22 protein-coding genes are annotated in these 26,994 nt (G+C 60.7%); 17 read left to right on the plus strand and 5 right to left on the minus strand.

The annotated features are described in order from the left end of the window. Window positions 1-148 precede the first annotated feature (148 nt). The 10 genes from ACQK2L_RS12675 to ACQK2L_RS12720 all read left to right on the plus strand — a co-directional run bounded on the left by ACQK2L_RS12675 (window position 149) and on the right by ACQK2L_RS12720 (window position 11,809). Complete coding sequence (locus ACQK2L_RS12675) at window positions 149-3,013, plus strand: hypothetical protein (RefSeq protein ID WP_425397342.1); 2,865 nt, start codon at window positions 149-151, stop codon at window positions 3,011-3,013. An 11-nt stretch (window positions 3,014-3,024) separates the two neighbouring features. Beyond that, window positions 3,025-3,207 carry a PEP-CTERM sorting domain-containing protein gene (locus ACQK2L_RS12680; RefSeq protein ID WP_425397343.1) on the plus strand — a complete coding sequence of 61 codons (183 nt, stop codon included), beginning with the start codon at window positions 3,025-3,027 and terminating at the stop codon, window positions 3,205-3,207. Between the two features lie 129 nt (window positions 3,208-3,336). Continuing rightward, window positions 3,337-5,739, plus strand: a complete 2,403-nt coding sequence (locus ACQK2L_RS12685; RefSeq protein WP_425397344.1) for an ATP-binding protein — start codon at window positions 3,337-3,339, stop codon at window positions 5,737-5,739. 105 nt (window positions 5,740-5,844) lie between these two features. Further along, window positions 5,845-6,384 carry a hypothetical protein gene (locus ACQK2L_RS12690; RefSeq protein ID WP_425397345.1) on the plus strand — a complete coding sequence of 180 codons (540 nt, stop codon included), beginning with the start codon at window positions 5,845-5,847 and terminating at the stop codon, window positions 6,382-6,384. A 48-nt stretch (window positions 6,385-6,432) separates the two neighbouring features. Further along, the gene (locus ACQK2L_RS12695) at window positions 6,433-7,191 is read left to right on the plus strand and encodes a hypothetical protein (protein WP_425397346.1); all 759 of its coding nucleotides are present in this window, start codon (window positions 6,433-6,435) and stop codon (window positions 7,189-7,191) included. A gap of 80 nt (window positions 7,192-7,271) precedes the next feature. Next, on the plus strand, window positions 7,272-7,985 hold the full coding sequence (locus tag ACQK2L_RS12700) for a zinc metallopeptidase (protein WP_425397347.1): 714 nt from the start codon (window positions 7,272-7,274) through the stop codon (window positions 7,983-7,985). Window positions 7,986-8,116: 131 nt separating this feature from the next. Continuing rightward, a complete protein-coding gene (locus ACQK2L_RS12705; RefSeq protein ID WP_425397348.1) occupies window positions 8,117-8,647 on the plus strand; it encodes a hypothetical protein in 531 nt (176 codons plus the stop codon). A 12-nt stretch (window positions 8,648-8,659) separates the two neighbouring features. Next, window positions 8,660-8,869, plus strand: coding sequence for a sulfur carrier protein ThiS (gene thiS / locus ACQK2L_RS12710; protein WP_425397349.1), 210 nt, complete (start codon window positions 8,660-8,662; stop codon window positions 8,867-8,869). A 59-nt stretch (window positions 8,870-8,928) separates the two neighbouring features. Next, complete coding sequence (locus tag ACQK2L_RS12715) at window positions 8,929-9,771, plus strand: thiazole synthase (protein ID WP_425397350.1); 843 nt, start codon at window positions 8,929-8,931, stop codon at window positions 9,769-9,771. A gap of 46 nt (window positions 9,772-9,817) precedes the next feature. Beyond that, complete coding sequence (locus ACQK2L_RS12720; RefSeq protein WP_425397351.1) at window positions 9,818-11,809, plus strand: ATP-dependent DNA helicase; 1,992 nt, start codon at window positions 9,818-9,820, stop codon at window positions 11,807-11,809. Window positions 11,810-11,851: 42 nt separating this feature from the next. Here the strand turns inward: ACQK2L_RS12720 and ACQK2L_RS12725 are convergent, their stop codons facing one another. Next, on the minus strand, window positions 11,852-12,574 hold the full coding sequence (locus tag ACQK2L_RS12725; RefSeq protein WP_425397352.1) for a hypothetical protein: 723 nt from the start codon (window positions 12,572-12,574) through the stop codon (window positions 11,852-11,854). 202 nt (window positions 12,575-12,776) lie between these two features. On the opposite strand from ACQK2L_RS12725, the gene ACQK2L_RS12730 reads away from it, so the two are divergent. Further along, window positions 12,777-13,490: a DNA alkylation repair protein gene (locus tag ACQK2L_RS12730; RefSeq protein WP_425397353.1), complete on the plus strand. Its 714-nt coding sequence runs from the start codon at window positions 12,777-12,779 to the stop codon at window positions 13,488-13,490. On the opposite strand, the gene ACQK2L_RS12735 is transcribed toward ACQK2L_RS12730, so the two are convergent. Both ACQK2L_RS12735 and ACQK2L_RS12740 read right to left on the minus strand, forming a co-directional pair. Beyond that, a complete protein-coding gene (locus tag ACQK2L_RS12735; protein ID WP_425397354.1) occupies window positions 13,491-15,431 on the minus strand; it encodes a DUF4914 family protein in 1,941 nt (646 codons plus the stop codon). 608 nt (window positions 15,432-16,039) lie between these two features. After that, window positions 16,040-16,876: a hypothetical protein gene (locus ACQK2L_RS12740; protein ID WP_425397355.1), complete on the minus strand. Its 837-nt coding sequence runs from the start codon at window positions 16,874-16,876 to the stop codon at window positions 16,040-16,042. 169 nt (window positions 16,877-17,045) lie between these two features. Here ACQK2L_RS12740 and ACQK2L_RS12745 point away from each other — a divergent pair, with 169 nt between their 5' ends. Continuing rightward, complete coding sequence (locus ACQK2L_RS12745) at window positions 17,046-18,656, plus strand: right-handed parallel beta-helix repeat-containing protein (RefSeq protein WP_425397356.1); 1,611 nt, start codon at window positions 17,046-17,048, stop codon at window positions 18,654-18,656. Here ACQK2L_RS12745 and ACQK2L_RS12750 read toward each other — a convergent pair. After that, the gene (locus tag ACQK2L_RS12750; RefSeq protein WP_425397357.1) at window positions 18,649-19,044 is read right to left on the minus strand and encodes a hypothetical protein; all 396 of its coding nucleotides are present in this window, start codon (window positions 19,042-19,044) and stop codon (window positions 18,649-18,651) included. The genes ACQK2L_RS12745 and ACQK2L_RS12750 overlap by 8 nt on opposite strands. 151 nt (window positions 19,045-19,195) lie before the next feature. Here ACQK2L_RS12750 and hisF point away from each other — a divergent pair, with 151 nt between their 5' ends. Next, the gene (hisF, locus tag ACQK2L_RS12755) at window positions 19,196-19,972 is read left to right on the plus strand and encodes an imidazole glycerol phosphate synthase subunit HisF (RefSeq protein ID WP_425397358.1); all 777 of its coding nucleotides are present in this window, start codon (window positions 19,196-19,198) and stop codon (window positions 19,970-19,972) included. Window positions 19,973-20,476: 504 nt separating this feature from the next. Next, entirely contained in the window at window positions 20,477-22,930 is a 2,454-nt protein-coding gene (locus ACQK2L_RS12760; RefSeq protein WP_425397359.1) for a hypothetical protein, read from the plus strand. A 14-nt stretch (window positions 22,931-22,944) separates the two neighbouring features. On the opposite strand, the gene ACQK2L_RS12765 is transcribed toward ACQK2L_RS12760, so the two are convergent. Next, entirely contained in the window at window positions 22,945-23,874 is a 930-nt protein-coding gene (locus ACQK2L_RS12765) for a DUF1559 domain-containing protein (RefSeq protein ID WP_425397360.1), read from the minus strand. A 94-nt stretch (window positions 23,875-23,968) separates the two neighbouring features. Between ACQK2L_RS12765 and ACQK2L_RS12770 the strand changes: the two genes are divergently transcribed. The 3 genes from ACQK2L_RS12770 (at window position 23,969) to ACQK2L_RS12780 (ending at window position 26,985) form a co-directional block, all read left to right on the plus strand. Continuing rightward, on the plus strand, window positions 23,969-24,586 hold the full coding sequence (locus ACQK2L_RS12770; RefSeq protein WP_425397361.1) for an RNA polymerase sigma factor: 618 nt from the start codon (window positions 23,969-23,971) through the stop codon (window positions 24,584-24,586). Between the two features lie 9 nt (window positions 24,587-24,595). Further along, entirely contained in the window at window positions 24,596-25,336 is a 741-nt protein-coding gene (locus tag ACQK2L_RS12775; RefSeq protein WP_425397362.1) for an anti-sigma factor family protein, read from the plus strand. A gap of 227 nt (window positions 25,337-25,563) precedes the next feature. After that, window positions 25,564-26,985 (plus strand): PQQ-dependent sugar dehydrogenase, encoded by a 1,422-nt coding sequence (locus ACQK2L_RS12780; protein ID WP_425397363.1) that lies wholly within the window; start codon window positions 25,564-25,566, stop codon window positions 26,983-26,985. The last annotated feature ends 9 nt before the right edge of the window (window positions 26,986-26,994 follow it).

Genomic DNA, 26,994 nt, shown 5'->3' on the forward strand with positions numbered 1-26,994 from the left:
CTTTTTCGGAGGCGAATTCAACTTTATCGTTTCGCTACCTGAAATCGCGTCATTATAATACAGCCTTGTTCTGTGCCCCGCCTCCGATCGAGGTGTTTTCTGTAGGCACCGGGACTTCAATCGGACGTAGAGCGAGGCGGAGCATCTAATGAAACGGGCGGTCTGGGCGTCGCCATGGACGCTGGCGGTGGCACTTGTATTCTTGTGGTCCACGTCCCAGCGCGCCGGCGCGCTGAACCTGGTGATGACTTTCAACAGTGGGGCGTCGGATGCGCCTGCTTACGATCCAGACGGTTCCAAGCTGACCGCCTTGTTTGCCTACGCCGAGTCGTTCTATCAAGGCGTGTTTCAGGACAATCACACCCTGAACATCGAGTTCTACTACGATGAACTCGACGACTCGATTGGCAGCCATACGCTACAAAGCCAAAACTCGATCACCAGCGGTAGCAGCAACTATCGGGAGAACAGTGGCCGCGTTCGCATCGAGCCCGACTTCAATTGGTTTCTCGACCCCACACCGGAGGACAACTCCGAGTTCAACATGCAGCAGACGCTGTGGAGGGATATCACTGCCGACCAGCGTAGCGACTGGTACAACGACTTCGACTCCAACACTGCCGACACTTTCGAGGTGGGCTACACCGGCTCGGCCATCAGCGGCACCGACGCGTCGGGTAAGTGGGATTTGCTGTCGGTGGTGCTGCACGAAGTGGGGCACGCGCTTGGCATGTCGAGCAGCAATTACGGCACGCAGCACGAAACCGATTTGGTGGCGCTTGGCATCTTCGGTGGTGAGAACGACGACGAGTACGACTTCAGCACCAGTTGGACGGGCGGCGGCGCTCTAGCAGTCGAGACGGCCAACGACAGTGGCGACGACAACGACAACATTGCGCACCTGGAGAATACGTTCGCCCTGATGACGCCGTCGATTCCGTCGAACCGGCGGCGGTTGCCGAGCCATACCGACTTGTTCGCCATGGCTGCCGGGCATCACTACTCGAGCATCGATGCGCCGCGTAGGGAGTTTTACTCCAACGGCGGCGGCACCGATTGGAACAACGTCAGCAACTGGACGGGCACCGAAGCCCCGGAAAGCGGCGACGACGCCTACGTCCGCGCCGCGCGCGGCGCAGGGGTCAACCTAACCGCGCGGCTCTCGGCCAATGGTGCGGCGGCAAACCTGTACGTTTCCGAAGGAAGCGACGTCGATACCAGCTCTTTCAAGCTCGACGTGAGCGACGCGGTGACCCTTGCCGATAGCGGCTCCCGCATCTTCATCGGCGATGGAGGAGAGTTGGAAGCCGACACCCTAGATATCAGCAATGCTGGCCAAGTGCACATGACTGCCGGACTGCTCGACATCCGCGACACAATCACCGTCGCAGGCGCCAGCTCGCGAATCTACGTGGGCAACGGCGGCGAAATGGAAGTGGAAGAAGTCACCATCGACGCGGATGCGCTGATCCGCGTGGGCGGTGGACTACTGGATGTCGGCACGCTGGAGATCGGGCCCGACGGCGGCCTCGAGTCGTATCTGCAAGGGGCGGCAGTGATTCAGGTGGACACGCTGTTGGTGAACGACGGATTGATCGATACCGACCTGACCGACGGACTGCCCTCGTCCATGACCTTCCAGGCGACCGGCGCAGCGGAAGTGTGGGACCTCGACGGGACGGGTGGCGACGGATTCGTGCGTGCCAACGAAGGCGACATCGTGTTCGAATCCGGCAGCCTGACCGACTCGTTCGGCGGTACCATGGAAGTGGGCGCTGGGTATCGTATCCATATCACCGAGCCGTGGACAAACAACGCCGGATTACTGGACCTCCGCGGCGGTGCTACGATTGAGGCCGCGGCCAAATTCACCGGAGGCACGATCACCTTTACCGGCGGCACGCTCGATGCCGACGACTCGGGCGATTCGTTTGCGGCGATCGAAGCGCCGCTCACTGCCACGGGCGGCACCATCACTATCGGCGCGTCCGATACACTGGTGCTGGCTGGCGCCACCTCGTTTGGCAACGTCGACGTTACCATGGCAGCTTCGTCCAAGCTGCAGGTCGACGGAGCGATTGCCTTCACCGCCACGACTGACATCACGTCGACGGGCGCGCCAGTGGTCGTCGAACTAAATTGCCCCGTAAACTGGGGCTCCGGCACGCTGAACTTGGGTTCTTCCGGCATCACCTTGCAGGTGAACACTACCGACAACGCCCCTTGGGTCATGTCGGGCACATTGAGCGTGATGGGCGGCCCCGATGCCAGTTTGCCGTTGCCAACGCCGGTGCAAGGCGCACCGATGCAGGTCATCGGCACGCTGCAGGTGCGTGAAGCGGCAGCGCTCGCGGTGGACGTTGAGTTTAAGTCTACCGGACAGCTATCAGTCGCCAGTTCCAACGACCGGCTGGCGCTCGCCGGCAGCTCGACGTTCCGCGCGGGGGCGAGTGTCGTTGGCGCTGGAACCTTAGAAAATAGCGAGGGAGCATCGCTGACCATGGAAGCGGGAGCCGCGCTGGGCAACCTGGACAACCACGGCACCATCCTGCCTGGCGATTTGATCGGCGGGATCAACGCGGAGAGCTTTGTGCAACAATCCACTGGCAGTATCACGTTCGTCATCGGTGGACCCGCTATGAGTGACGAGTACACGTCGCTTTCGATTTCGGGCGCGGCAACACTAAGCGGATTGGCAACGGTCGAGTTCGATGGCTACTTGCCCGACTCGACGCAGCTGTATCGACTTGTGTCCGCTGCTGCGGGTGTCTCCGGTTCGTTCGACGAAGTTATCCTGCCCGACCTGGAGGGGAGAGGCTGGTGGCTCGAGCACGAATCGAGCAGGTCCTATCTGATCGAGGCCATTGTGCCGCTAATGGGCGACGTGAACTTGGATGGGCAAATCACGGCCGGCTCGGGCAATCCTGCCACCGACGACATCGCGGCGTTTGTCGCCGGTTGGCGCTCTGTGCTGGCGACTCCCCGGAGGAGGCGTGGCTCAAGGGCGATTTGAACCTCGACGGAGTGAGCGATCTCAATGATGCATTCATCCTGCACCAGGCGCTGCAGAATGCGAACGTCTCGAATGCTTCGCTGGCTGATTCGATCTCTGGGATCCGCTCGCAAGTTCCCGAACCTGCGACCGTTGTGCCGCTGGCCGTGGCGTCGCTTCTGGCGGTCGGGCTGGTGCGACGGTCGCGCGGTTAATGATTGTAGCGGCGGCCTGAACTTGTCGTGCCGCGACCAATTCGGATATGTTAGGGCATTGTTTGACCGCGGGCCGATGAAGCCTGCGCCCGTCTAGACTTGTCTTCCGAGCCTCACCGCGCCAGCTCCATGTCCGACATCGAAAAGCCTGGTTCGTTCTACTTGGGCCGTAAGCACGATTTGGAGAGCGGCGAAACGTCGGATCGGCCGCTTCTGTACAAGAGCAAGGACCTAACTACCCACGCGGTCTGCGTCGGTATGACCGGAAGCGGCAAGACCGGTTTGTGCTTATCGCTGCTGGAAGAAGCCGCGCTCGATGGGGTGCCAGCCATCGCTATCGACCCCAAGGGCGACCTGGGCAACTTGCTGCTGGCCTTTCCGAAGCTCGAGTCGTCCGACTTCCGTCCCTGGATCGACGAGAGCGAAGCCGAACGCAAAGGACAATCGCCCGACGAGTACGCCGCCAGCACCGCCGAGTTGTGGAAGTCGGGACTCGCCAAGTGGGACCAGGGGCCTGACCGCATTCAGTCGTACTGCGACTCGGTCGAGCGCGTGATCTACACGCCCGGTTCGACGGCCGGCATCCCAATCACGGTACTCAAGTCGTTCGCCGCGCCGCCCAGGGAGTTGCTGGACGATGTCGACGCGATGCGCGAGCGCATCCAGTCGGCGGCCTCCGGCGTGCTGGCGCTGTTGGGCATCGATGCCGATCCCGTGCAGAGCCGCGAGCACATCTTCCTGTCGAACATTCTCAACGCCGCCTGGCAGGAAGGCCACGACCTGAGTGTCGCCGAGTTGATTCGCAGCATTCAGAAGCCGCCGTTCGATCGTGTCGGCATCATGGATCTCGAGACGTTTTACTCGGCCGCCGATCGCACGGATTTGGCGATGAAGCTTAACAACCTGCTGGCGTCGCCATCGTTTGCCGGATGGATGCAGGGCGCGCCGCTGTCGATCAAGGACCTGCTATACAACGCCGAAGGCAAACCGCGGCTTTCCATCCTGTCGATCGCCCACCTGAACGACAGCGAGCGGATGTTCTTTGTCACCATCCTGCTCAACGAACTCCTCGCGTGGATGCGCACCCAGCCCGGCACCAGCAGCCTCAGAGCGCTGTTGTACATGGACGAAGTATTCGGCTACTTCCCGCCGATCGGCGAGCCCCCCAGCAAGCGTCCGATGCTCACGCTGCTGAAGCAAGCCCGCGCGTTTGGCTTGGGGTGCGTGCTGGCGACGCAGAATCCAGTGGACCTCGACTACAAAGGCCTCTCGAACTGCGGCACCTGGTTCCTCGGCCGATTGCAAACCGAGCGCGACAAGGCCCGCGTGATCGAGGGACTCGAAGGCGCCTCAGCCGACGCCGGTGCGAAGTTCAACAAACAGGCGATGGAGGCCAAGCTCGCCGCGCTCGGCAGTCGCGTGTTCCTGATGAACAACGTGCACGACGACGCGCCGACCGTGTTCCACACGCGCTGGGCGATGAGCTACCTGGGCGGGCCACTGACCCGCAACGCCATCAAGAGGTTGATGGACCCCGTGCGTGAGAAGTTCATGCCGGCCAAACCGGCAGCAGGGCAGGACACCTCTGCGCCAACCAAGTCCGCTCGCCCCGTCGTGCCAGGCGACATCGAGGAGAAGTTCGTCGCGGTCGAAGGAATGCTAACCGAAGGCCACACCCTGGTGTACCAAGCGGGCCTCACCGCCAGCGCCCGGCTGCACTTCGTGCAGGCGTCGCAGGACATCGATCAGTGGCAGAATTTGTATCCGCTGGCGGCAGTTGGCGATCGACTCAACGCCGACGTGTGGGAGCAAGCGTTACAGCTACATCAAGTGCCACACTTTTCCGACGAGCCCGAACAGGGCGCCACGTTCAGCGACTTGCCCTCGGAGCTTGCTCAAAAGCGAACGTACAAATCGCTGGCGAACGATCTGGAAGACCAACTCTATCGCACGCAGACGCTGCGACGGTGGCATGCTCCGACGCTTGATATCTACTCGGAAGTGGACGAGAGCGAAGGCGACTTCCGCGGGCGATTGCGGATGAAAGCCCGCGAGGCGCGCGACGCCGAAATCGACAAAGTCGAAGCGCGCTACAAGAAAAAAATCGACACCGCCGAGGAGCGAGTTGCCAAGGCACAGAGCTACTACGACGAGCAGAACATGCAGTTCTGGGAACGCGTCGGTGCGTTCATCTGGAACATCGTCGACATGATTCTGGCAATCATCTCGGGTGGCAAGACCACTCGTCGACGGTCGTCCAGCGCCGCCTCGGCGCGGCGGGCCGCCACCGAACGTGGCCAGGCCCAGCGGGCCAAGGCGAAGCTCGACGCGGCGGTCGAGGCGCTCGACGAACTGGAACAAGAGCAGAACGAGACGTTGCGAGAATTGCGTGCTGAGTACGATCCCGACCAGCTGGAACTGGAAGAAGTGGCCGTGAAACCACGTAAGAGCGACATCGACGTCCGCGACCTCTCGCTCGCCTGGTTACCGTACTTTGTGGATGCTGAGGGAACCCGCGTGCCAGCGTATTAGTCCGCAGTCGCCGCACGTCCGTCCCCCGACTTCTCTACCCGGACCCCCGCCGCGCAACTAGAATGGAGACCCTGTCGCCGTTTCTTCCTTGAGCCTGGTGCTGTTGTGAACCATTCCCGCTACGCGGCTATTTGCTGTTTGTTGTTACTTTCGATCGCCGGTTGCCGCCAATCAATTGGCGATCGGCTGCTGGGCGATTGGGTCGGCAAACCGGATACGGCGGCCGCGGCGGCGGAGCGAAGTGCCCAGCTCAAGGCCAAGTCGGCTGACAAAGGGGGCGAGGAGGACACCTTGCCGGTGGACGAGGAGGGGGCCGCTACCCGCGGCAAGACCGACCTCGAACAGCACAACGTGAGCATCACGCTTCGCTTTAAAAACAGCCGCGATGTGAAGATGAGCATCGCCCAGGGCGGCCCGCCGCTGGAGGGTTCCTGGCGCGTCGTGCAAACGTTGCCCCCGCGCGGCGCTGAGATCGAAATCAGCCTGAAGCAGCCGAATGGAAAAGCCGACGGCAAACCCAAGACCCCGGAGAAGCGACGCTTCGTCATCGATTTTCAAGGTGATGATGCCGACGCCGGATTTACTCTATTCGAGAAGGGCGCCGACCCCCAGTTTGGCCGCCTCTATTTCCAGCAGTCGAAATAGAATCTTCCACGATCATGGTCCCTGACCTTCAACCCCCGACGCCTTCCGATGACTGAACGCGAACGCTGGATCGTCTACCCGCTGCTGTTTCTCGCACTCGGCGCGGCACTGCGGGACAAAATCATCAAGACCACGCAAAGCCAACTCGTGAAGTGCGAAGCGCTATGTGTAGTTGATAAGGACGGGCAGCCAGTTTTCGTTCTCGGCGCGGAGAAGTATCCTGAGCTTGCACGGACGAAGCGCGACTTTATGAGAATCAGCGAACTCCAGGTAGATCGTCTGGCCGCTCGTCAAAAGCTGTCCGCTCCCGTAGTCGCAGCGGACCATCTGAGTGTGAATCAGGACTTGGCAGTTGGGCTCATGATAAGGGCCGACGCCGAAGAAGGTTTCGTGCAGGCAAACCAGTTGCGGGGCGTGAACATCAGGAATCGCGATGGAGAACTAGAGAAGGTCGGTCGTGTTGGAACTGGTGTACTAGAGGCGGAAGTCGTCGTGGCGAGGAACTACGTGCTGACCGATGGCGAGCATCAGTTGCCGATCCTGGGTAAGTACACGGAGCCGCTGCTCGCCATCTACAAAGCGATCACCGCGCAGTACGAGCTGCAGCGTGCCAATGCCCTGAGAAGGGCGACCGAAACTCGTGGCAAGCAACGTCCAAAGCCCGATAGCCAGCAGCCGATGCCGGCATCGGAACGGCCCGTTCAAGAGCCATCTGCGGAACCATCGCCTCCGCCGGAGCAGACATCGCCACCAGCTTCCGAATCGGCAACCGAAGATCCGCCGGCCGACGAACCAAATCCCGAGTAGTCGCGTAAACTAGAAGCGAATGATTGCCCCTGTGTCCGTGGGCAGTCACCTTGGAAACCTGGCTTGCCTGCTGCAGAACGATGTTACTACCTTTCGATCCGCTGTACTTTCTGTTCCTCGCCCCACCGATGCTGCTGGCGATGTGGGCGCAAGGGCGGGTGCGCTCAGGGTATGCGGCAGCGTCGCGCGTGAGGGCTCAGCTTACCGGGCGGGGAGCGGCGCGGCTCCTGTTGGACTCGGCCGGGCTGCACGACATTCCCATCGAGCCGATCCGCGGTCACATGACCGACCATTACGACCCCAGCCACAAAGTGCTGCGGCTCAGCGAGGGCGTTTACAATCAGCCGTCGCTGGCGGCTGTGGGAATCGCCGCTCACGAAGCCGGGCACGCCATTCAGGATGCCGAGCACTACGCGCCGCTGGTGATTCGCAACTTGGCGGTGCCTGCCGCGCAGTTTGGCGGCAGCTTCGGTATGGGCATTCTGTTCCTCGGGCTGATACTGTCCCAAGCATCGGGGGCCGGAGGGCTGGGCGGCTTGCTCTGCCTGGCCGGCATGGCCCTGTTTGCTGGCGTGGTGTTCTTTCAATTGGTGAACCTGCCGGTGGAGTTTGATGCCAGCCGTCGGGCGAAGCGTCAGCTGGTCGAGCACCGCATCGTCAACAGCCAGGAAATGAAGTACGTCGACGGCGTGCTGAACTCGGCCGCCTGGACCTACGTGGCGGGCACGCTGCAGGCGGTGGCGACGCTGGCTTACCTGGTTTTCCGCTTCGGCGGCGCCGGTCACGACGACTGACGAGGCGTCGGCGGCTCCTTTTTTGGCCAGTTTCTGGCAGTGGCGAATAATCTACGTCCACGGTACGATTAGGCTGTAGGGCCGCGGTGCGCGCGGCCAACTGCTCAAGCCGTTGCCGAAGGAGAACCAATATGAAATATGCAAGCTATCTAGCTACCGGGCGGTCGGGATTTCTGGTCATGGGCTTGGCTTTGGGGCTGGTCGTGGGCCTCAACGTCCAGGGGTTGTGGCCTAACGCTCCACTGCATGCTTCGGCAACTCAAGGATACGAGAGTTTCTCGATCGCTACGGGCATGGTGGATAATGCGGTAGAGGGTCTCTATTTCTTGGATTACCTCACGGGCGATCTGGTCGGCGCGGTGATTAACCCAAAGACAGGAAAGTTCAACGCTCGCTTCACTTACAACATTTCACAGGACTTTCCCTCTGCTGGCCGCAATGCGAAGTACCTGATGGTCACCGGCTTGGCGAACATGCCTCGTGGGCGGGCTGGGTTCCAGCCTGCTAGTAGCATTGTGTATGTGGCCGATGCTCAGAGTGGGCAGATCGCTGCCTATGTGATGCCATGGAACTCGTCGATGCAGGCCGCTGGTAAGTCGCAAGAGGGTGTGTTCCAGGCACTCGACATCCAGCAGTTCCGCACGACGGTTGTTCGAGACTGATACGAGGCGTCCATGGACGAACTGCAACTTAGTGTCAACGGCGAGTCACGCAGCCTCTCGGGCGAGCGGACCATCGCCGGGCTGCTGGACGAATTGGGTGTCACTGCCAAACACGTGGCTGTGGAACTCAATGGCGAGCTGGTGCCCCGCGCTCGACACGCCGAACAGACGCTTGCCTCCGGCGATCACCTCGAGATCGTCACCCTAGTCGGTGGCGGCTAGCACAAACTCACGCGAATCTTCGCGAATTACGCCCAACCTCCAACTCCTTACGCTGAACCTTGAGTACTACTCTCGATTCCTTCGTTGACACTCCCCTGAAAGTCGGCTCGCACTCGCTCTCCAGTCGGCTTATCGTCGGCACCGGCAAGTACGCCACCTATGAGCAGATGGGCGACGCGCTGGAGCGGTCCGGCGCCGATTGCATCACCGTGGCGGTGCGGCGCGAGCGACTGATCGACGCCGAAGGGCGGAACCTGCTCGACGCTATCGACACGTCGCGTTACACACTGCTGCCCAACACAGCCGGCTGCTTCGCGGCTGAGGACGCAGTGCGCGTCGCGCGACTGGGACGGGAGATCCTGAGCGGGCTGGAGAATCCCGGCGCCAATTGGGTGAAGCTCGAAGTGCTGGCCGACACGCGCACGCTGCTGCCCGACCCGGTGGAAACCGTTAAGGCGACCGAGCAACTCGTGTCGGAAGGTTTCGAGGTGTTGTGCTACACCAGCGACGACCCTGTGGTCGCCCGACGATTGAAGAACGCCGGCGCGGCGAGCGTCATGCCGGCTGGCAGCCCGATTGGATCGGGGCAGGGAATTCTGAATCCCAACAATATCCGCATCTGCCTGGAGTACTTGAAGGAAGACGATCCCGACTACCCGGTGATCGTCGACGCGGGCGTCGGCGCGGCGAGCGACGTAGCGGCCGCCATGGAACTGGGTGTCGATGGAGTGCTGTTGAATACGGCCATCGCCCACGCGGCCGATCCGCTCACCATGGCCGAAGCCATGCGGCATGCCCTGGTTGCCGGCCGCCTGAGCTACCTCTCCGGCCGCATTCCGAAACGCCTGTACGCTACGGCCTCCAGCCCCGAAGAAGGGGTGATTTCGCTCAAGCCGCGGTAGACTGGCCGTCTGGTCGATGCGCCACGGGTAACGCTACGATAGGGCGATGGACCTCACCACGGCAGACATTCTCGGACCCGATGGCAGCATTGCGCGGCGGCTGTCGAACTACGAAGACCGCCCGCAGCAGCTTCAGATGGCCGAGGCGGTCGAGCGGGCTGTTGCGGACAAGAATCATCTGGTGGTCGAAGCAGGAACCGGCGTGGGCAAGAGTTTCGCCTACCTGGTGCCAGCGATTTTGGCGGCCACCGAGGCTCCGCCTGGGGACTCAAAGGACGAGTCCGATGGCAAACGCGTGGTGATCTCGACGCACACGATCAGCCTGCAGGAACAGTTGATTGCGAAGGACCTGCCGCTGTTGAACAGCGTGATCCCGCGCGACTTCTCGTCGGTGCTGGTCAAAGGGCGGGGCAACTATCTGAGCTTGCGCCGCCTAGGCGCGGCGATGAAGCGGGCCAACAGTCTATTCAATCAGGACGAAGAGTTCGCGCAACTACGCGAGATCGACAGTTGGGCGGGCGAGACGCACGACGGCTCGCTGGCCGACTTGGCGCACAAGCCGATGTCGAGCGTATGGCAGGAGGTGGCTAGCGACAGCGGCAACTGCATGGGTCGCCGCTGTGCGATGTATAAGAAGTGCTTCTACTACCGCGCCCGACGCCGTGTGCAGCACGCCCAGGTGCTGGTGGTGAACCACGCATTGTTGTTCAGCGACTTGGCGCTCCGCCGCAACGGCGTGAGCATCCTGCCGGACTACGACATCCTGGTGCTCGACGAAGCCCACACGGTCGAAGCCGTGGCGGGCGACCACCTGGGCATTCGGGTCACGAACGGGCAGATCGACTACACCCTGTCCAAATTGTACAACGACCGTACCCAGAAAGGCCTGTTGCTGCATCACGGCTTCGACAAGATTGCTCAGCAAGTGGAGCGATGCCGACTGTACTCCGATGAGTTCTTTGGCGACTTGTGGCATTGGTCGGTGAGCGAAGGACCGAAGAACGGCCGCGTCACCACCGCCGGTTTGGCCTCGGGCCAATTATCGGAGGAGCTACAGACCCTCGCGCGGCAGGTGAAGAGCGCGGGCAACCGGTTGGAGGAAGAGTCGGACCGACAGGACTTTGCTTCGGCTCACGATCGGTTGATTTCGCTGGCGTTCGAGATCGAAGCATGGCGGATGCAAACGGCCGGCAACACCGTGTACTGGATGGACCGCTACGAAGGCAGTCGCGGGCGGCCGCGAATGTCGCTGGTTGCCGCGCCGCTGGAAGTGGGCAGTGCGTTGCGCGAGCACTTGTTCGACCAGGTGCCGACCGTGGTGATGACCAGCGCCACGCTCGCCGCCGGGAGCGACCGCGCGGGGTTCGAATTCTTTCAGTCCCGCGTCGGTCTCACGCAGTGCGAAGCCCTGCGGCTCGGCAGCCCGTTCGACTACAAGGAGCAAGCAACGCTGGTCACGCATTCTTCGATGCCCGACCCGTCGACCCAGCGCGAGGAGTTTGACCGGCGGTCGATTGAAGGCATCAAACACTACGTGCAGGAGTTCGACGGGCATGCGTTTGTGCTGTTCACCAGCTACGACGCCATGCGCAAGGCGGGTGCGGGGCTGTCGAAGTGGCTCGCGTCGCAGAACTTGCGACTCCTGTCGCAAGCCGATGGTGTGCCGCGGTCGCAACTGGTGGAAATGTTCAAGCAGAACCCGCGGAGTGTGTTGCTGGGCACCGACAGCTTCTGGCAGGGCGTCGACGTACCGGGCGATGCGTTGCAACTGGTGATTATCGCCAAACTGCCCTTCGCCGTGCCCGACCGCCCACTTTTGGAGGCTCGGCTCGACGCGATTCGCGAGGCTGGCGGCAATCCCTTTCGCGACTATCAACTGCCCGAGGCGATCTTGAAGTTCAAACAAGGCTTCGGACGCCTGATTCGCACCAAGACCGATAGCGGCAAAGTGGTGTGCCTCGATCCAAGGCTCGCAACCAAAGCTTACGGGCGGTTGTTCCTGGAGAGCTTGCCCGACTGCAACGTCGTGCGGCACTAAGCTGCTTTTCTATTCAAGTTGTATATAAGTCGTTTGGCGACTTCAGCGAGCCACGCTAGTTTTCGGAGCCGCGGCAAGATCGTCCGCTGCCTCGGTGGTGACCATCAGCAGCAGTTCGAGCTCGTCGCCATGCGGAAGGTCTTTTGATCGCATACCGCCAAGCGTAACAGTCTTGCCAATTTCCGACTCAAACGCGGTATCAATTTGCTTGACTCGAAAGCCTGCTACCTGGTTGCCCACCAGTTGTGCTGCGCGGCTGCTGTCGAGATTGCTGTGCTTGAAGTTGATTTGTACCCTCACGTTGGATGCTTCAACTGGTTCGGCCAGTACCTTCACCTCGGTCCCGAACCGAACCTTCTTGTTTTGCCCATTACCTTGCGGCACTTCAATGGTGCCACCTTGGAAGAACTCTGCCGTCTTGCCGTTGGTCTTAAGCAGGATGTCCGCCCGGTCGATCTCCCTCGCGAGTTTGTGCTTCTCTAGAGCTTGGACCAACCCAAGCGGGGTGTCGCTGTTGAACGACAGCTCACCCGGCTTCTGTCCGTCTGCTTGATCGCCGGCTGGTGCAAAGTCGACACCGAGCTTTCGCATCTTGGTCCGATTGATTTCGAGCATGCGGACTCTCACCAGCAGGTGACCCGGTGTCGCGGTGAAGTCAGTACTTGCTGGTGCGGAGGGGAGTTGAGGCGCGATCTCCTCGCTGCTTGCTACCGAAGCTGCCAGAATCCCGACGCAAACTATCAAACTCGGCATCTTGCTGGTCATGTTTTGATCCTAGAGTTCGACGCAGGTTTTGGGCGGTACAGGGCCGGGATACTAGTTGAGCTGGCCAGGGGCAACAACGCCTTTCTCCGGCTTTGCTAGCGATGCCTGCAAAGTGTTTCGGGGCGGTGAGGAATGGGGTAAGATGACCCCGACTCTTCATTCCCGGGAGCAACGCCACCCCCCTCGCTGGAGGAATAACCCGATGAATTCCGTCACCGAAGTGATGAAAGCCCTGAAAGCCAAGGGCAGTGAACAAACGCGGAAGACTTTCTCGCGTCACGGCGCGCCGGTCGACCAGATGTACGGCGTGAAGGTGGGCGACATGAAGGTGATCGCCAAGAAGATCAAAGGCAATCAGCAGCTTGCGCTTGATCTTTACGACACTGGCAATTCCGACGCGATGTACCTGGCCGGCATAGTGGCCGAAGGGCAGCAGATGACCAAGCGGCAACTCGACGCTTGGGTGAAGGCAGCCACATGGTACATGCTCTCCGATCACGCAGTGGCGGGCGTTGCGGCGGAGAGTCCCCATGGTCGCGACCTGGCGCTGAAGTGGATGAAGTCGAAAAAGCCGCTAATCGCTTCGGCCGGCTGGACCACGTATTCGTTGCTACTGGCAATACTGCCAGACGACGAGTTGGATCTCGACGAAGTGCGCGAGCTTCTCGATCGCGCGGTAGCGGAGATCGGCTCGGCCAAGGATCGTGTCCGCTACGCGATGAACAGCTTCGTAATTTCGGTCGGTACATATGTGAAACCGCTACTACGGCAAGCCAAGGCTGCCGCCAAGAAGATTGGCACGGTGGAAGTCGACATGGGTGAGACGGACTGCAAGGTGCCGCTGGCCACCGAGTACATCGCCAAGGTCGAGTCGATGGGCCGCGTGGGCAAAAAGCGCAAAACCGCCAAGTGCTGATCAACTCGTAAGCGCCGCGTACTCGTCGACCGAAGCTCCGTCGAGGCAGGCTTCGATGATCTTGCGGCCATCGGCATGCAGGTCGTCGACCAAGAACTGGCGCAACTGCTCGTGGAAGAACTCGGTCAGGATCTTGGCACCTTGGTCGTACGCCTCGGGACCGACCTCCGGTTGTTGCGATACGTCCAGGAACCACGTGCCGATCGTCTGGCCTTCGACCATCAACGTGTGCTTGTGGTAGCCCAGCAGCGGACAACGGGAAGGTTCAAGGTCGCCTGGGCGGAATGGAGCCGCGCCGCGTCGAGCCAGGTACTCGCGGGCAATCCACTGCGGGGCGAAGCCCACTTGCCAGCAACCGATGTGCTGATTGGGGATCAGCACAAACAGCGTCTTTTGCGTCTCCATGATCTGCTCGAGCAGGATGTTGGCCTGATCGACCTTACGCCCGGTGGCGAACGGCCAGAACGAACCAACGCCTTCGGACTGCATACCGCCCTGGTCGACGATCGACGGGTTGCCATGGCCACGTGGAGCAACCAATCGCCACAGCCAGGCGAGCGAAGCAGGTAGCACGTGAAACAGCCCAAGGATGCCGTAGGTGGGGTGGTCGGCCGTGCAAGGCGGGCAGCGGACGCCGAAACTGCGGATGTCGACCGTCACCGGATGGTCGACCACGCCCGGCACGTAGTCGCGCGGCATCACCACCCGCGGGTTGGGGCAGGGCGAGTCGGGGGCATCCATCGTGTGTTCCCAAATCAACGCGGTCGCGTCGGGCTTGGCGTCGATGTTCAGGAACAACAGCGGCCCTGGCGGATTCACAGTGATCTGTTCCAGGTGAGGATCGACTCCGTACTTGTCGATGTGATTCACGCGAATGAACCACGCCGATTCGGCGTCCTTGAGCACCAGCTTGCCGGGCGACTCGTATTGGGCTTCGAGGTCGGGGTGGCACAAGGCCATGTCGTCGGTCACCGGGCGCAGATCGCAACCGCGCGGGAGCACCAGCTTGCGCAAGTCGTCCGTCACCAGGTTGTGACCGAGCAGCAAAGTGCCGTCGCTCTCGCGGTGCATTTGCTCGAGCATTTCGCTCTTGCCGCCGCCCGATGCTCCTTCGTGCATGATGGTGGTCGCGTTCTCGTACGGTGTCACGACTTCTACCGTCGAGCAGTGCGCGGTTGTCCACGGGTCTTCGGCGCGCTCGCCCAGCGTGAGCAGCATGCCATACACGCCCTTCTTCGCCGAAGGGCCGGGGTACAAGTTGTACGAGAACAACTCGTGCAAGTTTGTTTTGTCTTCGAAGCGGCGGTTGTGCACCACCACCTGCTTGCCATCGAAGTAGGTGTGGCGGAAAGGCGGCGCGACGTAGACCACCGCGCCGTGATGATAGTCGGCGCCCGCTGCGCGGATCTCCTCCAGCGGTACGATGCCCTGCAGCATGGCCAGCCCGAGCGCGAAGAAGCCAGCGTTCGCCGGCGCGATGGCCACCGCGTTCAGCGGCTTCTCTGGCAGGCCGGTGCGGAAGAAGAACGCTGCGATCGGTTGCGTTTGCAGCCAGTCGATCGTCTCTTGGCGAAGATCGCCAAACGGCTTGCCGAAGCGCGACTCGAACGTCGGCTTGTCGGTATGCGTGGCGTCGCCCACCACCATGCAATCCGGGTCGCGGCGACGCATGTAGGGTTCCACGTAGTTGGCTGCCACGCCGTTGCGCGTCTGGCAGACGATCGCTTCGGGTACAAAGCCGCTGCCGGGCACGTCGTAGCCCACGGTGTACCGCCCGTCGGGGCCAACTTCGCCCAGCCCCAGCGCCGCGTCGGGCGTGGCCAGGGCAACCAACTCGTCCACACTACCTGCCAGATGCAGCCGCCCTGCTTTCTCGGCCTCTTCGAGCACCGACATCGCTGTGTGGGAGAGGGTCAATTCGGGTAATGCGGAAAGAGGCATTGTTTACTTTCTCTCTAAACATTCTCGCCTGCCAACTTGGATTTGAGTGTAAGGATATCTTTTGTTCTTTTGAAGCACCAACGAACCGGCGCAGCGGACTCCAACATCGCATGGCGATCAACAATTACCATTGCCAAACGGAGAACCGCGCTGCAAGTAGTTTTGGGCCAACTGGGTTTTGGGCCAGGATTGGGGATAAACGATTCGTTGGCCCAAAACCCTCCACGTTTTGGTCTATCTGCCTTTCAAAAACCCTTGTTTTCTAGCGTTTATCGATTGCGAAAGGATCAAAACTCCTCGCGTTGTTCCCCGCATGTTGGACCAAAACTCAAGAGTTGGCCCAAAACCCAGATAGTCGCGGTTCGCTCCGCCGAACCAGCGAAGTAATCACCACGGCGATTGTTTGTTCGAGCAGTCTTCAAAACTGAAGAGCGTTCCGATTTATCTGACGACGCAGACTTGATGGGCAATTCTGTCCAGCGCCGCGAAGGGCAAGCAGATGGACTACCTAACTCACCAATTCGCCTGCCTGTACATAAAGCCATGCACCCCGATTGGATCACATCCTGGGGCAAATTCAACCGCGATTTTTTGACATCGACTGCTCGTCACTCTAGCTGCTGAGCGTGTTCCTTCGATGGATAGATCGCACTTCGCGCCGGAATAGGCTTAACCGCTTTACGGGGAGTGCGACTTCCATAGTTGCCCAGATCGATTTCGGTGAGAAAGTACTTTGCCAACTCCAGCCGCGGGGTTAGCTCCGCTTCGGAAAGCTTGCTCCGGGTGGCTGCGTCGTCCACCGATTGAAGAAGTCGCTCTCTCTCGCCTTCTTCCAGCAGCCCGGTCGCTTTGCCATCGATCCCATGGTCGCGAATCTCCAGCAGGCAATACGCCAGCAACTCCACCTGCTTGTTGGTCATCTCGTCCACAGCAACAAGATGGTCGATGAGCGTCGACACCGTCGGTTCTCCCATCCGACAGAGTGATTGCACGCAAGGGTAATGGAACTGAGTCTTGCCACCCTGCTGCTTACGCCATGCCAAATGCGACATGGCTCGAACAGGATTGTAGTAGTCAATCTTGTGGGCAAGGCATTGAATATTGGGAACGGTAGGGGCTAGGGCCATCATGCTGGTGGCCTCGAAAAACCTTTCCCGGTCTTCTTCATCATAGATTCCATACTCGATTACCATGCGATAAGCCCGAAACGACAAGGCGTGGGCGTCTGCTCTAGATCGAATGTCAGTAGAATACACTTCCAGCGTTGGTTTCTTCTTCGAGGGCGTGTCATCATCCCGGGAACTTGAGCCGGTGTCCGTCTCTGCTTTATTCGCTCCGGTGTCTTGTGGTTCAGCACCGTTGCCGCTCGACGGAGTACAGATGAGCAGGAAAGCAACGATGAGAGTTGCAAGCGGATTGCCATGCAGTAGCTGGGAGTGACACATATCGAAGATGCCTGGTTAAGGGATATGGATCTGATGCAAGCTTCCAATCCTCAAGATAACCGCTAACGTCGAACGGGGACACTCATGCAGTGTCCCCATTGGACCGCACCTCCAAACTTACGGTAGAATCACAAGCACAAGGGGCACCATTCGACGAAGGAACAGAGAGATGGATCGATTCATAGCGGCGCTGGTGGTTTGTCTGGTGGTGGTTTCTTCCTCCACCGCATCGCAGTACGTCGTCGCGCCGGGTGGTAGCGACAGTAATCCCGGCACCGCTGCGCTACCTTGGCAGACGTTGCAGCACGCCGCCGACTCGGTGTCCGCCGGCGATCGTGTGACCGTGCGGCCAGGCGAGTACTCGGGTTTTCATCTCACCGCCAGCGGCACGTCCACATTGCCCATCGAGTTTGCTGCCGAATCGGGCGCGGTGATCACCTCCACTAATCCGGTGACCATCGACGGCATCAATCTCGAAGGGGCGTCGCACGTGGTGATCGACGGTTTCGAAGTGGTCGGCATGCCGCGGGCCGGCGTGCGATCGGTGGGGCCCTATTCTGGTGGGCAGCAGGCGTTCGCCGAGTTCGTCACCATTCGCAACGTCACCAGTCGCGACAACGGCAAGTGGGGCATCCTCACTGGGTTTGTGAACGACCTTCTGATCGAGAACAACAGCACGAGTGGCTCGATCGACGAGCACGGCATCTACGTTGGCAACAGCGGCGACCGCCCCACCATTCGCGGCAACGAGATCTGGGGCAACAATGCCAATGGCATTCACATTAACGCCGATCAGTTCTCGGGCCTGGACGGAGTGATCGAAGAAGCTTTGGTGAGCGGCAACGTGATCTACGACAACGGGCAGGGGGGCGGTAGCGGGATCAACCTCGACGGGGTGAAGAACTCCCGCATCGAGAACAACCTGATCTACAACAGCCACGCCAGTGGCATCTCGCTGTACCAGATCGACGGTGCCGAACCTTCTACCGGAAACGTGGTCGTCGGCAACACCATACACCAGGCCGCCGACGGGCGTTGGGCGCTCAACCTGCAAAACGGTGCAGCGAACACCACCGTGGCGAACAACATTTTCCTGAGCGACCACAACTTCCGCGGCGCCATCGACGCCTCGGCGGACAGCCTCAGTGGCTTGGTGAGCGACTACAACGTGATGATTTCCCGTTTCACGACCGACGACGCCAGCAGCGTGATGACACTCGCCGAGTGGCAGACCAATACCGGGCAGGATTTGCATTCCCAGGTTGCCACGGCCAGCGAGTTGTTCGTCGCGCCCGATGAGGGTGACTATCGCTTGCTCGCGACCGCAACGGCCCGCGACATGGGCTGGCAAGAGTGGACACCCGACGTCGATCTACGCGGCGCCGCGCGCCCCATTGGCACCGGCCCCGACATCGGCGCGCTGGAATGGATCCCCACCGGCGACGCCAACGCAGATGGCCAAGTGAATCTGGCCGACTACACCGTCGTGCGCAACCACCTCGGCGCGACGGACCTCGTACCCTTCACACCGGTCGACGTGAACAACGATGGCACGGTGGATGCGGCAGACCTGGCGATCTGGAAGGAGCGGTTTGGAGAGTCGGCCGCGGGGATTGAAGCTGGTACGAGCGCGGTGCCGGAGCCGCGGGCGTGCGGGTTGGTGTTGGGGGCCTTGCTCGGTCTGGGTTGGCTCAGATCGGATTTAACCAAGCGCCTTTCATCGAAGTTGCCCGAGCATTTCGGCCAAGGAGTGCCTTGCTGCGAGGACTTTCTTATCTAACAGCGTCGTTGGGTGAACCATCGGCATTGAACCAATTGCAGTGGATTAATAGCAACCCCGCTCCCGCGCGAGTTGCGTAGTCTCCGTGCCCCGATGTAGTCCCGGCTGGCGTGCCGTCATCCAGAAAGAGGTTTGCATTGTCGTACCTGCCAAGTAGGTCTTTATCTGGATCGAGGAGGTGATAAAACTTGATTAATCCCGCAATCTCACCAGTCGTAAACTCGACAACCTCTCCAACCACCGTGCCCCTCAACTCCTCCCCGCTTGGTTTCAATTCGTAGACATCGCAATTGCCATCCGCGTCAAGAGTGCCGTAACCAATCAACTTGCCGCTTGCACTGAAGACTTCAAAGTCTCTTTCGCCTTGTTCGTTTTCGTCTCTGTGCATGGTCATCAAGCCGCGAGGATCAGCTACGTCAATTGTGCCCACCCTCCGTTTATACCACTTTCTGTAGTCCGTGCCCGCCAGGCTGGATCCTTCAGGTGTCGGTCTGCCTCGCCTCGTTGACGCACGCAACCACGCAGCGTAGCCTAGGAGCATGTTAGCCGCCCGTGTTATTCCCTGTCTCGACGTGAACCAAGGCCGTGTGGTCAAGGGCACCAATTTTGTGAACCTGCGCGACGCTGGCGATCCAGTGGAGGTGGCCGCGCGGTACGAGGCGGAGGGGGCCGACGAGTTGGTGTTTCTTGACATCACCGCCAGCCACGAAGCTCGGGCGATTACGCTCGACATGGTTCGCCGCACCGCCGAGCGGGTGTTCATGCCGTTTACCGTCGGCGGTGGCATTCGCACGCTCGAGGACGCCAAGGCACTGATCACCGCCGGGGCGGAGAAGGTGAGCATCAATTCGGCCGCGGTGAAAACGCCCGAGTTGGTGAGCCAGGTTTCGCGATGGTTTGGCAGTTGTGCGACCGTAGTGAACATCGATCCCAAACGCATCACCGGCGAGGACGGCCGTGAGCGGTGGGAGGTGCACATCAACGGCGGCCGCATCCCCACCGGCCTCGAAGCGGTGGAGTGGGCGCAGCGGGTCGAGGAACTTGGCGCTGGCGAGATTGTGCTCACCAGCATGGACTGCGACGGCACCAAGGACGGCTACGATCTGGAGATCACCCGCGCGGTGAGCGAGGCGGTCTCGATCCCGGTGGTCGCTAGCGGCGGCGCCGGCAAGCCCGAGCATTTGGCCGACGCGATTATCGAAGGCAAAGCCGACGCGGCACTGGCGGCCAGTATTTTTCATTTTGGCGAGTACACGATCGAAGAAACCAAACGCGTGATGGCCGAGAGGGGCATCACCGTGCGGATGCTGGTGTGAGGCTGGTAGTTGCGGTCGTGGCAGCTCCTTCTCTTTTCAACCCCAGCCGAGGACTTGAGATTCATCGGGCCTGTCGGTTCTCGTAGATGTGCGATTCTGGCACAACTAAGAGAAACACCCTAAAAAGGTAGAAAGAAGGACTATTTGGCGTCTCTGCAATAAACTCCACCCGAAACAGCGAATCTCGGCTACTCCTAGTGCTTTGTCCGATCAGGATTTTGGTATTGTCGACGAAGTAGCTTGTGCCAGCGGATGAGTTTAGCGTCGTCGGCAATCCCAAAAAACAAGGTTGTCAAAGCACTAGGTGTTGCGAGGGTTTGCCACCACATCCGCGGATGGTACCTGCTTCGGGGAACAGACATGGTTCGTCAGGTTCCTTTCTTACTACTCATTTTGTCTAGTTTGGCGACGGTTGCGCGCGGAGCTATCACGTGGTCAGGGGATGTTGATCCGGAAGATCCGGCCACGTGGACTAGGTTCGTTTATGGGCAGGTCGGCCAAACGATGGATGGGACCATTACGGTTGCAGATGGTAGCACTCTCCGGTCGTTGATTGCGAGCCTCGGAGAAGAACCCGGCGCGTCGGGCACGGTAACTGTAACCGGGAATGACTCCCGGTGGAATAATGACATATCGTTGAACGTTGGCCGAGACGGCAACGGGACGCTGATCGCCGAATCGGGCGGAGTCATTCGTAGCGGATATGGCCAGATCGCCCATGCTCCGGGCGCAACGGGCATGGCACTCATTTCAGGTGCTGGATCGGAGTGGAACATTGACTATGTCCTGGACGTTGGCGACGGCGGTAGTGGTACGCTCCACGTCGAAGCGGGGGGGCGAGTCGCAAGCTCTAGCAGCAACCTGGGCTACGACGCTGGCTCATCGGGTACAGCGATGGTCACTGGCGAAGGTTCCGAGTGGAACACCAGTACTCAACTTTACGTCGGCCGTTTTGGTAGCGGAAGCCTGACTGTAGAGAGTGGAGGGAAGGTGACTGCCGGCACGCTCTACGCTTCTCTGGACGACTTGCACGGCGACGGTACGATCACTGCCACCCAAGGCGCGGTTGTCGATGCCGATCTCGAGTTCGACGCTGCCCATGGAACGCAGGCAGTTACTAGTTTTGGATCGGGTGGCACGCTTAGCGTTACCGTGGATGCCGGCAACCTAGGTGTAGGTTACAAAGGTCAGGGGAGTCTAACCGTGTCGGACGGGATTGTCCTTTCGGGCCGCTACGGCTATCTGGGTGATCGTCCAGGCTCGGTAGGCGAAGCGACAATTACTGGCGGCTCCCAGTGGAACAGTAGCGAAGACCTTTCTATCGGCATTCAGGGTATGGGGACGCTCCGCGTGGAAGCCGGAGGGCAGGTTGGCAACTGGGAAGGATCCATCGGCGTCCACTCTGGTTCGACGGGCTCGGCAACCATCACTGGTGCCGACTCCCTGTGGACCAATGGCGGTGATCTCAGCGTCGGACGTGAGGGCAGCGGGTTACTGCGAGTAGAAGCGGGTGGCCAGGTTAGCAATTCCAAGGTGGGCTACATCGGATACGCACTCGGCTCGGCAGGTGAGGTTACCGTGACCGGTCCTGGCTCCCAATGGAACAATGGCAGTCACCTTTATGTTGGCTTTGAGGGTAGCGGTACACTAACCGTGGAGGATGGGGGGCAAGTCACGGCCAGTACGCTTTTCGCTTCACTGGACGACCTGCATGGCGACGGATCTATCACCGCCATTAAGGGTGTGGTGCTCGATGCCGAGATGCGGTTCGATGCCGGCAGCGGTGTGAGTCAGACGTCTACCTTCGGTTCGGGCGGTATCCTTAACGTCACCGTGGATGGCGGTGATCTCGGCGCGGGATACAAAGGTCAGGGGAGTCTAACCGTGGCCGATGGGATTGCCATCTCCAGCGGCCGCGGCTATCTGGGTTACGACTCGGGGTCCGTGGGCTCGGCTATCGTTACCGGGCCCGGTTCACTGTGGGAAAACGCAGCCGAGCTGTACGTTGGACGCGAGGGCAGGGGGACTCTGACGGTTGAGGATGGGGGACACGTCACGGCCGGTACACTCTACGGTTCACTGAACGACCTGCATGGGGACGGGACGATTGCCGTGACCAAGGGCGCGGTCCTCGACGCCGATATGCGGTTCGATGGCTCTCATGAAGCAAACCAGTCATTGTCTTTTGGCTCCGGCGGAGTGCTCAGCGTCACTGTAGACGGTAGCGATTTGGGAGTGGGGTACTATGACCAGGGGAGTCTAACCGTCGCCGATGGGATGGCGATCTCCAGTTACTATGGTTATCTGGGTTACCACTCGGGTTCTTCAGGTTCTGCAATCGTGACCGGCGCCGGCTCTATGTGGACTACCAGACAAGATCTTTACGTTGGCCGTGAAGGCAGCGGAACACTCCGCATCGAAGCGGGCGCGGAGGTCGACAGCGGGAACGCCGCGATCGGCTTCTTCGACGACTCGATCGGCAGCGTAACGGTGACCGGCGCAGACGCTCATTGGGACATTGGTCTCATGCTTGTCGTAGGCAGCTTCGGTCACGGGGGTCTCACGATCGCAGATGGCGGACTTGTCAGTACGCCGCACTTAAGCATTGACGCAATGCTCGATCCGGAGGGCTCCGACGACAGTTTTGTCAACATGTCCACCGGAGGTAGGCTAGCCCTGTTCGTCCCGGGCGGCAGTTCCATCGATCGGTTTCTTCAATACGTACAAGGCACCGGAACCATCCGCTACTGGTCCACCGAACAGGGCGACTGGGCACCCATCACCGAAGCCACTTACGGTGACGACTACACCCTCGAGTACTTCACCACCGGCGACATGGCGGGATATACAGTGCTTACCGTGGGCACGGTGCCGATTCCCGAGCCACCATCACTGGCTATGCTACTGTTCGCCTGCCTCGCCTGCGTGTGGGCGAGTAGAACGCGCTGTTTCGAATAAACAGCATGTCCTCGCTACAACTCCTCGCCTGCGATTGTCGATTTGCCGCGGTACGTTTGCTTGTCGATCTCGTCTTCCACAAAGTCGACATGGCCGTCGCCGTAGGCGAACAATGCTCCGCCGGGATGGTTGCTGCCGAACGCGCCGTTCTGGCGGTCGTAATGATAGCCTGCGCCGGGGCGGGTGTTGAGCGGGTTCGAGGTGGTTCGCAGGCAGTCGGCGAAGGCCAACGCGTAGGTCCACGTGTTCGACGACTCCCACGTGTCGGCCAGCACCACCTCGCCGAGCAGGAAGGTGCCGGACGTGCCATCGGTGAACTGCCGCAGTTTGCGCTGGCGGACGTACAGGAATGCTCCGTTGTTCGCGAACTTTACGTTTTCGAGCGGTTGATACGCGCCCAGCGAACCTTGGGAGAATGCGTAGCTGCCGGTCGCTGCGATCACCGGATCGTACACGTCGCTCAACGCCGCGGAGGCGTCGCTCGGGCATCGCAGCACTTGAAGTTGTTGCTTGATGCCTTTGCACTTTTCCATGTCCGCGTACCAATCCAGGTCGTCAACGTTGCGATTCCACAAGCCGCCCACTTCGACCGACAATTGCTCGTACAGGGCTTGCTGTTCGAGTTGAGGGAGGATCGATACAAAACCGCTGGCGGCCGTCTTCTGCTCTGGCGTGAGTCCGGCGGGGCAAACGTCGATCGTCATCGCGTCGCCTGTGTCGTCGCAACCCACTCGCCCCGGCGGCAACTGTCGATGCGTCTGTTGGTAATTCAACAGCGCCAGCGCAAGCTGCTTTTGGTGGTTCGTGCAGGCTGAGCGGCGGGCTGCTTCGCGCGCGGCTTGCACGGCCGGGAGCAACAAACCGACCAGCACGCCGATGATGGCGATCGACACCAGTAGTTCGACCAGGGTGAAACCGTGGCGGTGCTGTGGAGGCTGGTTCATGGCTGAAAACACGCGTGATTCGACGGAGAAATGATTTCGCTTCTGCACGCTGCAATGGATGAGCCGGGTCGCGACATCTATATAATGAGCGGTAATGAACGGTCCGCAAGCAGCCAAATCGCAAAGAACCGAAAAACTGTCGAAGACCTCGACGGTTACCGAATATGCTGCGCATTATCAGCAGGCGTACCCCCGTTTGGCGGCGGTGGCCGCTGGCGTTTTGGGGCGACGGGAGGGGGCAGAGGACATCGTTCAGGAGGCGGCCGGCCTGGCGGTGGAGAAGCAGAACGAGTTCGCCGGACCCGCGGAGTTCGTGGCTTGGATGTTCGGTGTGGTGCGACGAATGTCGCTCAACGAACGCCGAAAGACACAACGCCGCCAAACCTACGCCACCGACCCGTCGGACATCGCCACGCTGAAGGACCAACCCACCACCGAACAACCGCCCGTCGATCCCGCGACGGGCCAGCTCACAGCCCAGCAGGTGAGCTTCGAAGACCATCTGCTGGCCGCACTCCAGGAGCTTTCCGAAGACGCCCGATGTTGTTTGCTGCTCCGCACCGTGCACGACTTAAGCTATGCTGAGATTGAGCAACTACTCGGCATTCCCCGCGGCACCGCCATGAGCCACGTGCATCGCAGCCGCCAGTTGCTCCGCACCCGTTTGCAGTCCCCGGACACCGCTCGTGACCTACCTTCCACCTCGAACTGAGTTTGCAGGATGAGTCATCCTGAACTACCGAACGACGACAGCCTGCTCGAAGCGTACCTGGACGACGCGCTCGAGCCCGCTGCGCGCGAGCAGTTCGAACAGCGATTGCGCACCGAGCCGCACCTGGTGGAGCAGGTCGAGTTGCAGCGCAAGATCAACGCGTCACTCCTTTCCAGCTTCCCGGTCGTCGAGCCCGACGCCGATCATGTCGCGCAGGTCACAGAACCGTTGGAGCAATCCGAACCGACACTGTTGAGCATTCCGCGACGGCGCTGGGGCTGGCTGGCTGCCGCGGCCGTGGCTGGATTGCTCTTGGCGTATGTTGCCAGTGGACCACAGCGGACCGATCCCTACTTCGAGCCCACACCGCTGGCCCAAGTGTACGACGCAACCGTCCGCCAAGGCTTCGAGCCGTACTACGAGTGCGAAGACGCCGAGCGTTTTGCGCGAGTGTTCTCCAAACGCCAGGGAATCCCCCTGGCCCTGCTGCCCATGCCCGAGGGCAGTCGCATGCTCGGGCTGTCTTACCCAGGCGGGCTGAGTCGCGATACTACGGCCATGCTGTGCCAGGTGGATGGTGAGCCGGTGATCGTGTTCGTCGATCGTACGGAGGCCGACTGCCAGCTGGCCTCCCAAAAGCCCACGTCCGAGTCGCTCCACATCTTCCGCGACGAGCACGACGGGCTGGTGTTCTACGAAGTCACTCCGTTCGACACACCGCGGGCGATGCAGTATCTGAAAGTCGAGTAGGCAACTTTCTTGGAAGCCTGCTTGTCAGGTCTCGGGTGCCTGGGGACGAGCTCCGCGAGCCCCCAGCTCTTTAGATGCACGGGCAATTCTGAGTTTCCTGCAATCGATCGCCGTGCTCACGACAATTGCTTAACAGAGCGCGCCGGCGATCGGGGATGCGGCGTGTCGATGGACTCTTGTATCGCAAGAGAAAAGGCAATCCGCAGGTACACAGAAAGGGGACTACCGTGAGGCTCGCTTACTTGGTGTTGGGGATGAGTTGTGTGGTGATGGCAGGCGTCGAGGCTCAACTGCCTTCGATCAAGCTTGCGCCGGTCTCGGTGGGCGACATCGTCTCGCCGGTGGGCATTACCAACGCAGGGGATGATTCGAATCGGCTGTTCGTGACCGATCAGCGGGGAACGATTCACGTGATCCAGAGCGGCAGCGTGCTGCCGACGCCGTTCTTGGACATCGAATCGCGCTTGGTCGACGAACGACCGGGCTTCGACGAACGCGGGCTGTTGGGGCTAGCGTTTCATCCCAATTTCGGGGAGGTGGGCGAGGACGGAAACGACAAGTTTTACGTCTACTACAGTGCCCCGTCCGCCTCCTCCGGTACGGCCACCGATCCTATCGATCACCAGAGCGTCGTGGCCGAGTACACGGTGTCGGGCGATCCCAACGTGGCCGATTTTGCCTCCGAGCGGATCCTCATGACGTTCAACCAGCCGCAGTTCAACCACAACGCAGGCCACATCGAGTTTGGTCCCGACAACATGCTCTACATCACCACCGGCGATGGCGGCGGCGGCGGTGACGACGAGCCGGGCCACACCGGCGGCGGCAGCGGCAATCCCATCGGCGGTTTGGGCAACGCGCAGGATCGTAGCAAACTGCTAGGCAAGGTGCTCCGCATCGATGTGGCCGGCACGAACGGCCCCGGCGGACAGTACGGCGTCCCCGGCGACAACCCGTTCGTCGGCGAGTCGGGCGTTCGCGAGGAGATTTGGGCCTACGGGCTTCGCAATCCGTGGCGAGCCAGGTTCGATGGCGACCAACTGATCGTGGCCGACGTGGGACAAGGCTTGGTCGAAGAGGTCAACCTCGTCGAGAAAGGTGGCAACTACGGCTGGCGGATCAAAGAGGGCACGCTCGACTTCGACAACACGGTGTCGCCCGACCCCGTTGTGTCGCTGATCGATCCAATTGCCCAGTACACACGCCCTGGCGCTGCCGGCGCGATGACGGGGCTGGAGCAGATTGGCATCTCGGTGACCGGCGGCGTCGTGTATCGTGGCAGCGAGTTCCCTGAACTCGACGGCGTCTATCTCTTTGGCGACTTCAGCACCGCCTTCGGCCCGCCGAACGGAACGCTGCTCGCCCTCACGCCCGACGTGCTCGACGGCACCGCCACCTTGCCCGCCGATCCGCTGGTGCTCGACGTTATCGGAGGCAATCCCATCGGCGAGTACGTCCTGGCGTTCGGCCGCGACGAGAACGGCGAAGTGTACGTCGCCACCAAAACGGCCCTTGCCGCCAGCGGCAACCCGGGCGGGGCGGCCACCGGCGCCATCTACCGGCTCGTCGCCGTGCCCGAGCCTGCAAGTGTGTGGCTGGTTATCGTTTGTCTCAGTTTGTCACTATTCTGTTTGAGGAAGAAACATTGATCTGCCACC

Source organism: Aeoliella sp. (assembly GCF_965227375.1).
Taxonomy (GTDB): domain Bacteria; phylum Planctomycetota; class Planctomycetia; order Pirellulales; family Lacipirellulaceae; genus Aeoliella.

Coding starts and splice junctions, on each gene's coding strand:
- ACQK2L_RS12750 (WP_425397357.1), bottom strand. CDS start 19,044: ATGCACAGAGACGAAAACGAACAAGGCGAAAGAGACTTTGAAGTCTTC.
- ACQK2L_RS12705 (WP_425397348.1), top strand. CDS start 8,117: ATGAAATATGCAAGCTATCTAGCTACCGGGCGGTCGGGATTTCTGGTC.
- ACQK2L_RS12770 (WP_425397361.1), top strand. CDS start 23,969: ATGAACGGTCCGCAAGCAGCCAAATCGCAAAGAACCGAAAAACTGTCG.
- ACQK2L_RS12675 (WP_425397342.1), top strand. CDS start 149: ATGAAACGGGCGGTCTGGGCGTCGCCATGGACGCTGGCGGTGGCACTT.
- hisF (WP_425397358.1), top strand. CDS start 19,196: ATGTTAGCCGCCCGTGTTATTCCCTGTCTCGACGTGAACCAAGGCCGT.
- ACQK2L_RS12745 (WP_425397356.1), top strand. CDS start 17,046: ATGGATCGATTCATAGCGGCGCTGGTGGTTTGTCTGGTGGTGGTTTCT.
- ACQK2L_RS12735 (WP_425397354.1), bottom strand. CDS start 15,431: ATGCCTCTTTCCGCATTACCCGAATTGACCCTCTCCCACACAGCGATG.
- thiS (WP_425397349.1), top strand. CDS start 8,660: ATGGACGAACTGCAACTTAGTGTCAACGGCGAGTCACGCAGCCTCTCG.
- ACQK2L_RS12725 (WP_425397352.1), bottom strand. CDS start 12,574: ATGACCAGCAAGATGCCGAGTTTGATAGTTTGCGTCGGGATTCTGGCA.
- ACQK2L_RS12695 (WP_425397346.1), top strand. CDS start 6,433: ATGACTGAACGCGAACGCTGGATCGTCTACCCGCTGCTGTTTCTCGCA.
- ACQK2L_RS12760 (WP_425397359.1), top strand. CDS start 20,477: ATGGATGGGACCATTACGGTTGCAGATGGTAGCACTCTCCGGTCGTTG.
- ACQK2L_RS12700 (WP_425397347.1), top strand. CDS start 7,272: ATGTTACTACCTTTCGATCCGCTGTACTTTCTGTTCCTCGCCCCACCG.
- ACQK2L_RS12775 (WP_425397362.1), top strand. CDS start 24,596: ATGAGTCATCCTGAACTACCGAACGACGACAGCCTGCTCGAAGCGTAC.
- ACQK2L_RS12730 (WP_425397353.1), top strand. CDS start 12,777: ATGAATTCCGTCACCGAAGTGATGAAAGCCCTGAAAGCCAAGGGCAGT.
- ACQK2L_RS12740 (WP_425397355.1), bottom strand. CDS start 16,876: ATGTGTCACTCCCAGCTACTGCATGGCAATCCGCTTGCAACTCTCATC.
- ACQK2L_RS12765 (WP_425397360.1), bottom strand. CDS start 23,874: ATGAACCAGCCTCCACAGCACCGCCACGGTTTCACCCTGGTCGAACTA.
- ACQK2L_RS12685 (WP_425397344.1), top strand. CDS start 3,337: ATGTCCGACATCGAAAAGCCTGGTTCGTTCTACTTGGGCCGTAAGCAC.
- ACQK2L_RS12720 (WP_425397351.1), top strand. CDS start 9,818: ATGGACCTCACCACGGCAGACATTCTCGGACCCGATGGCAGCATTGCG.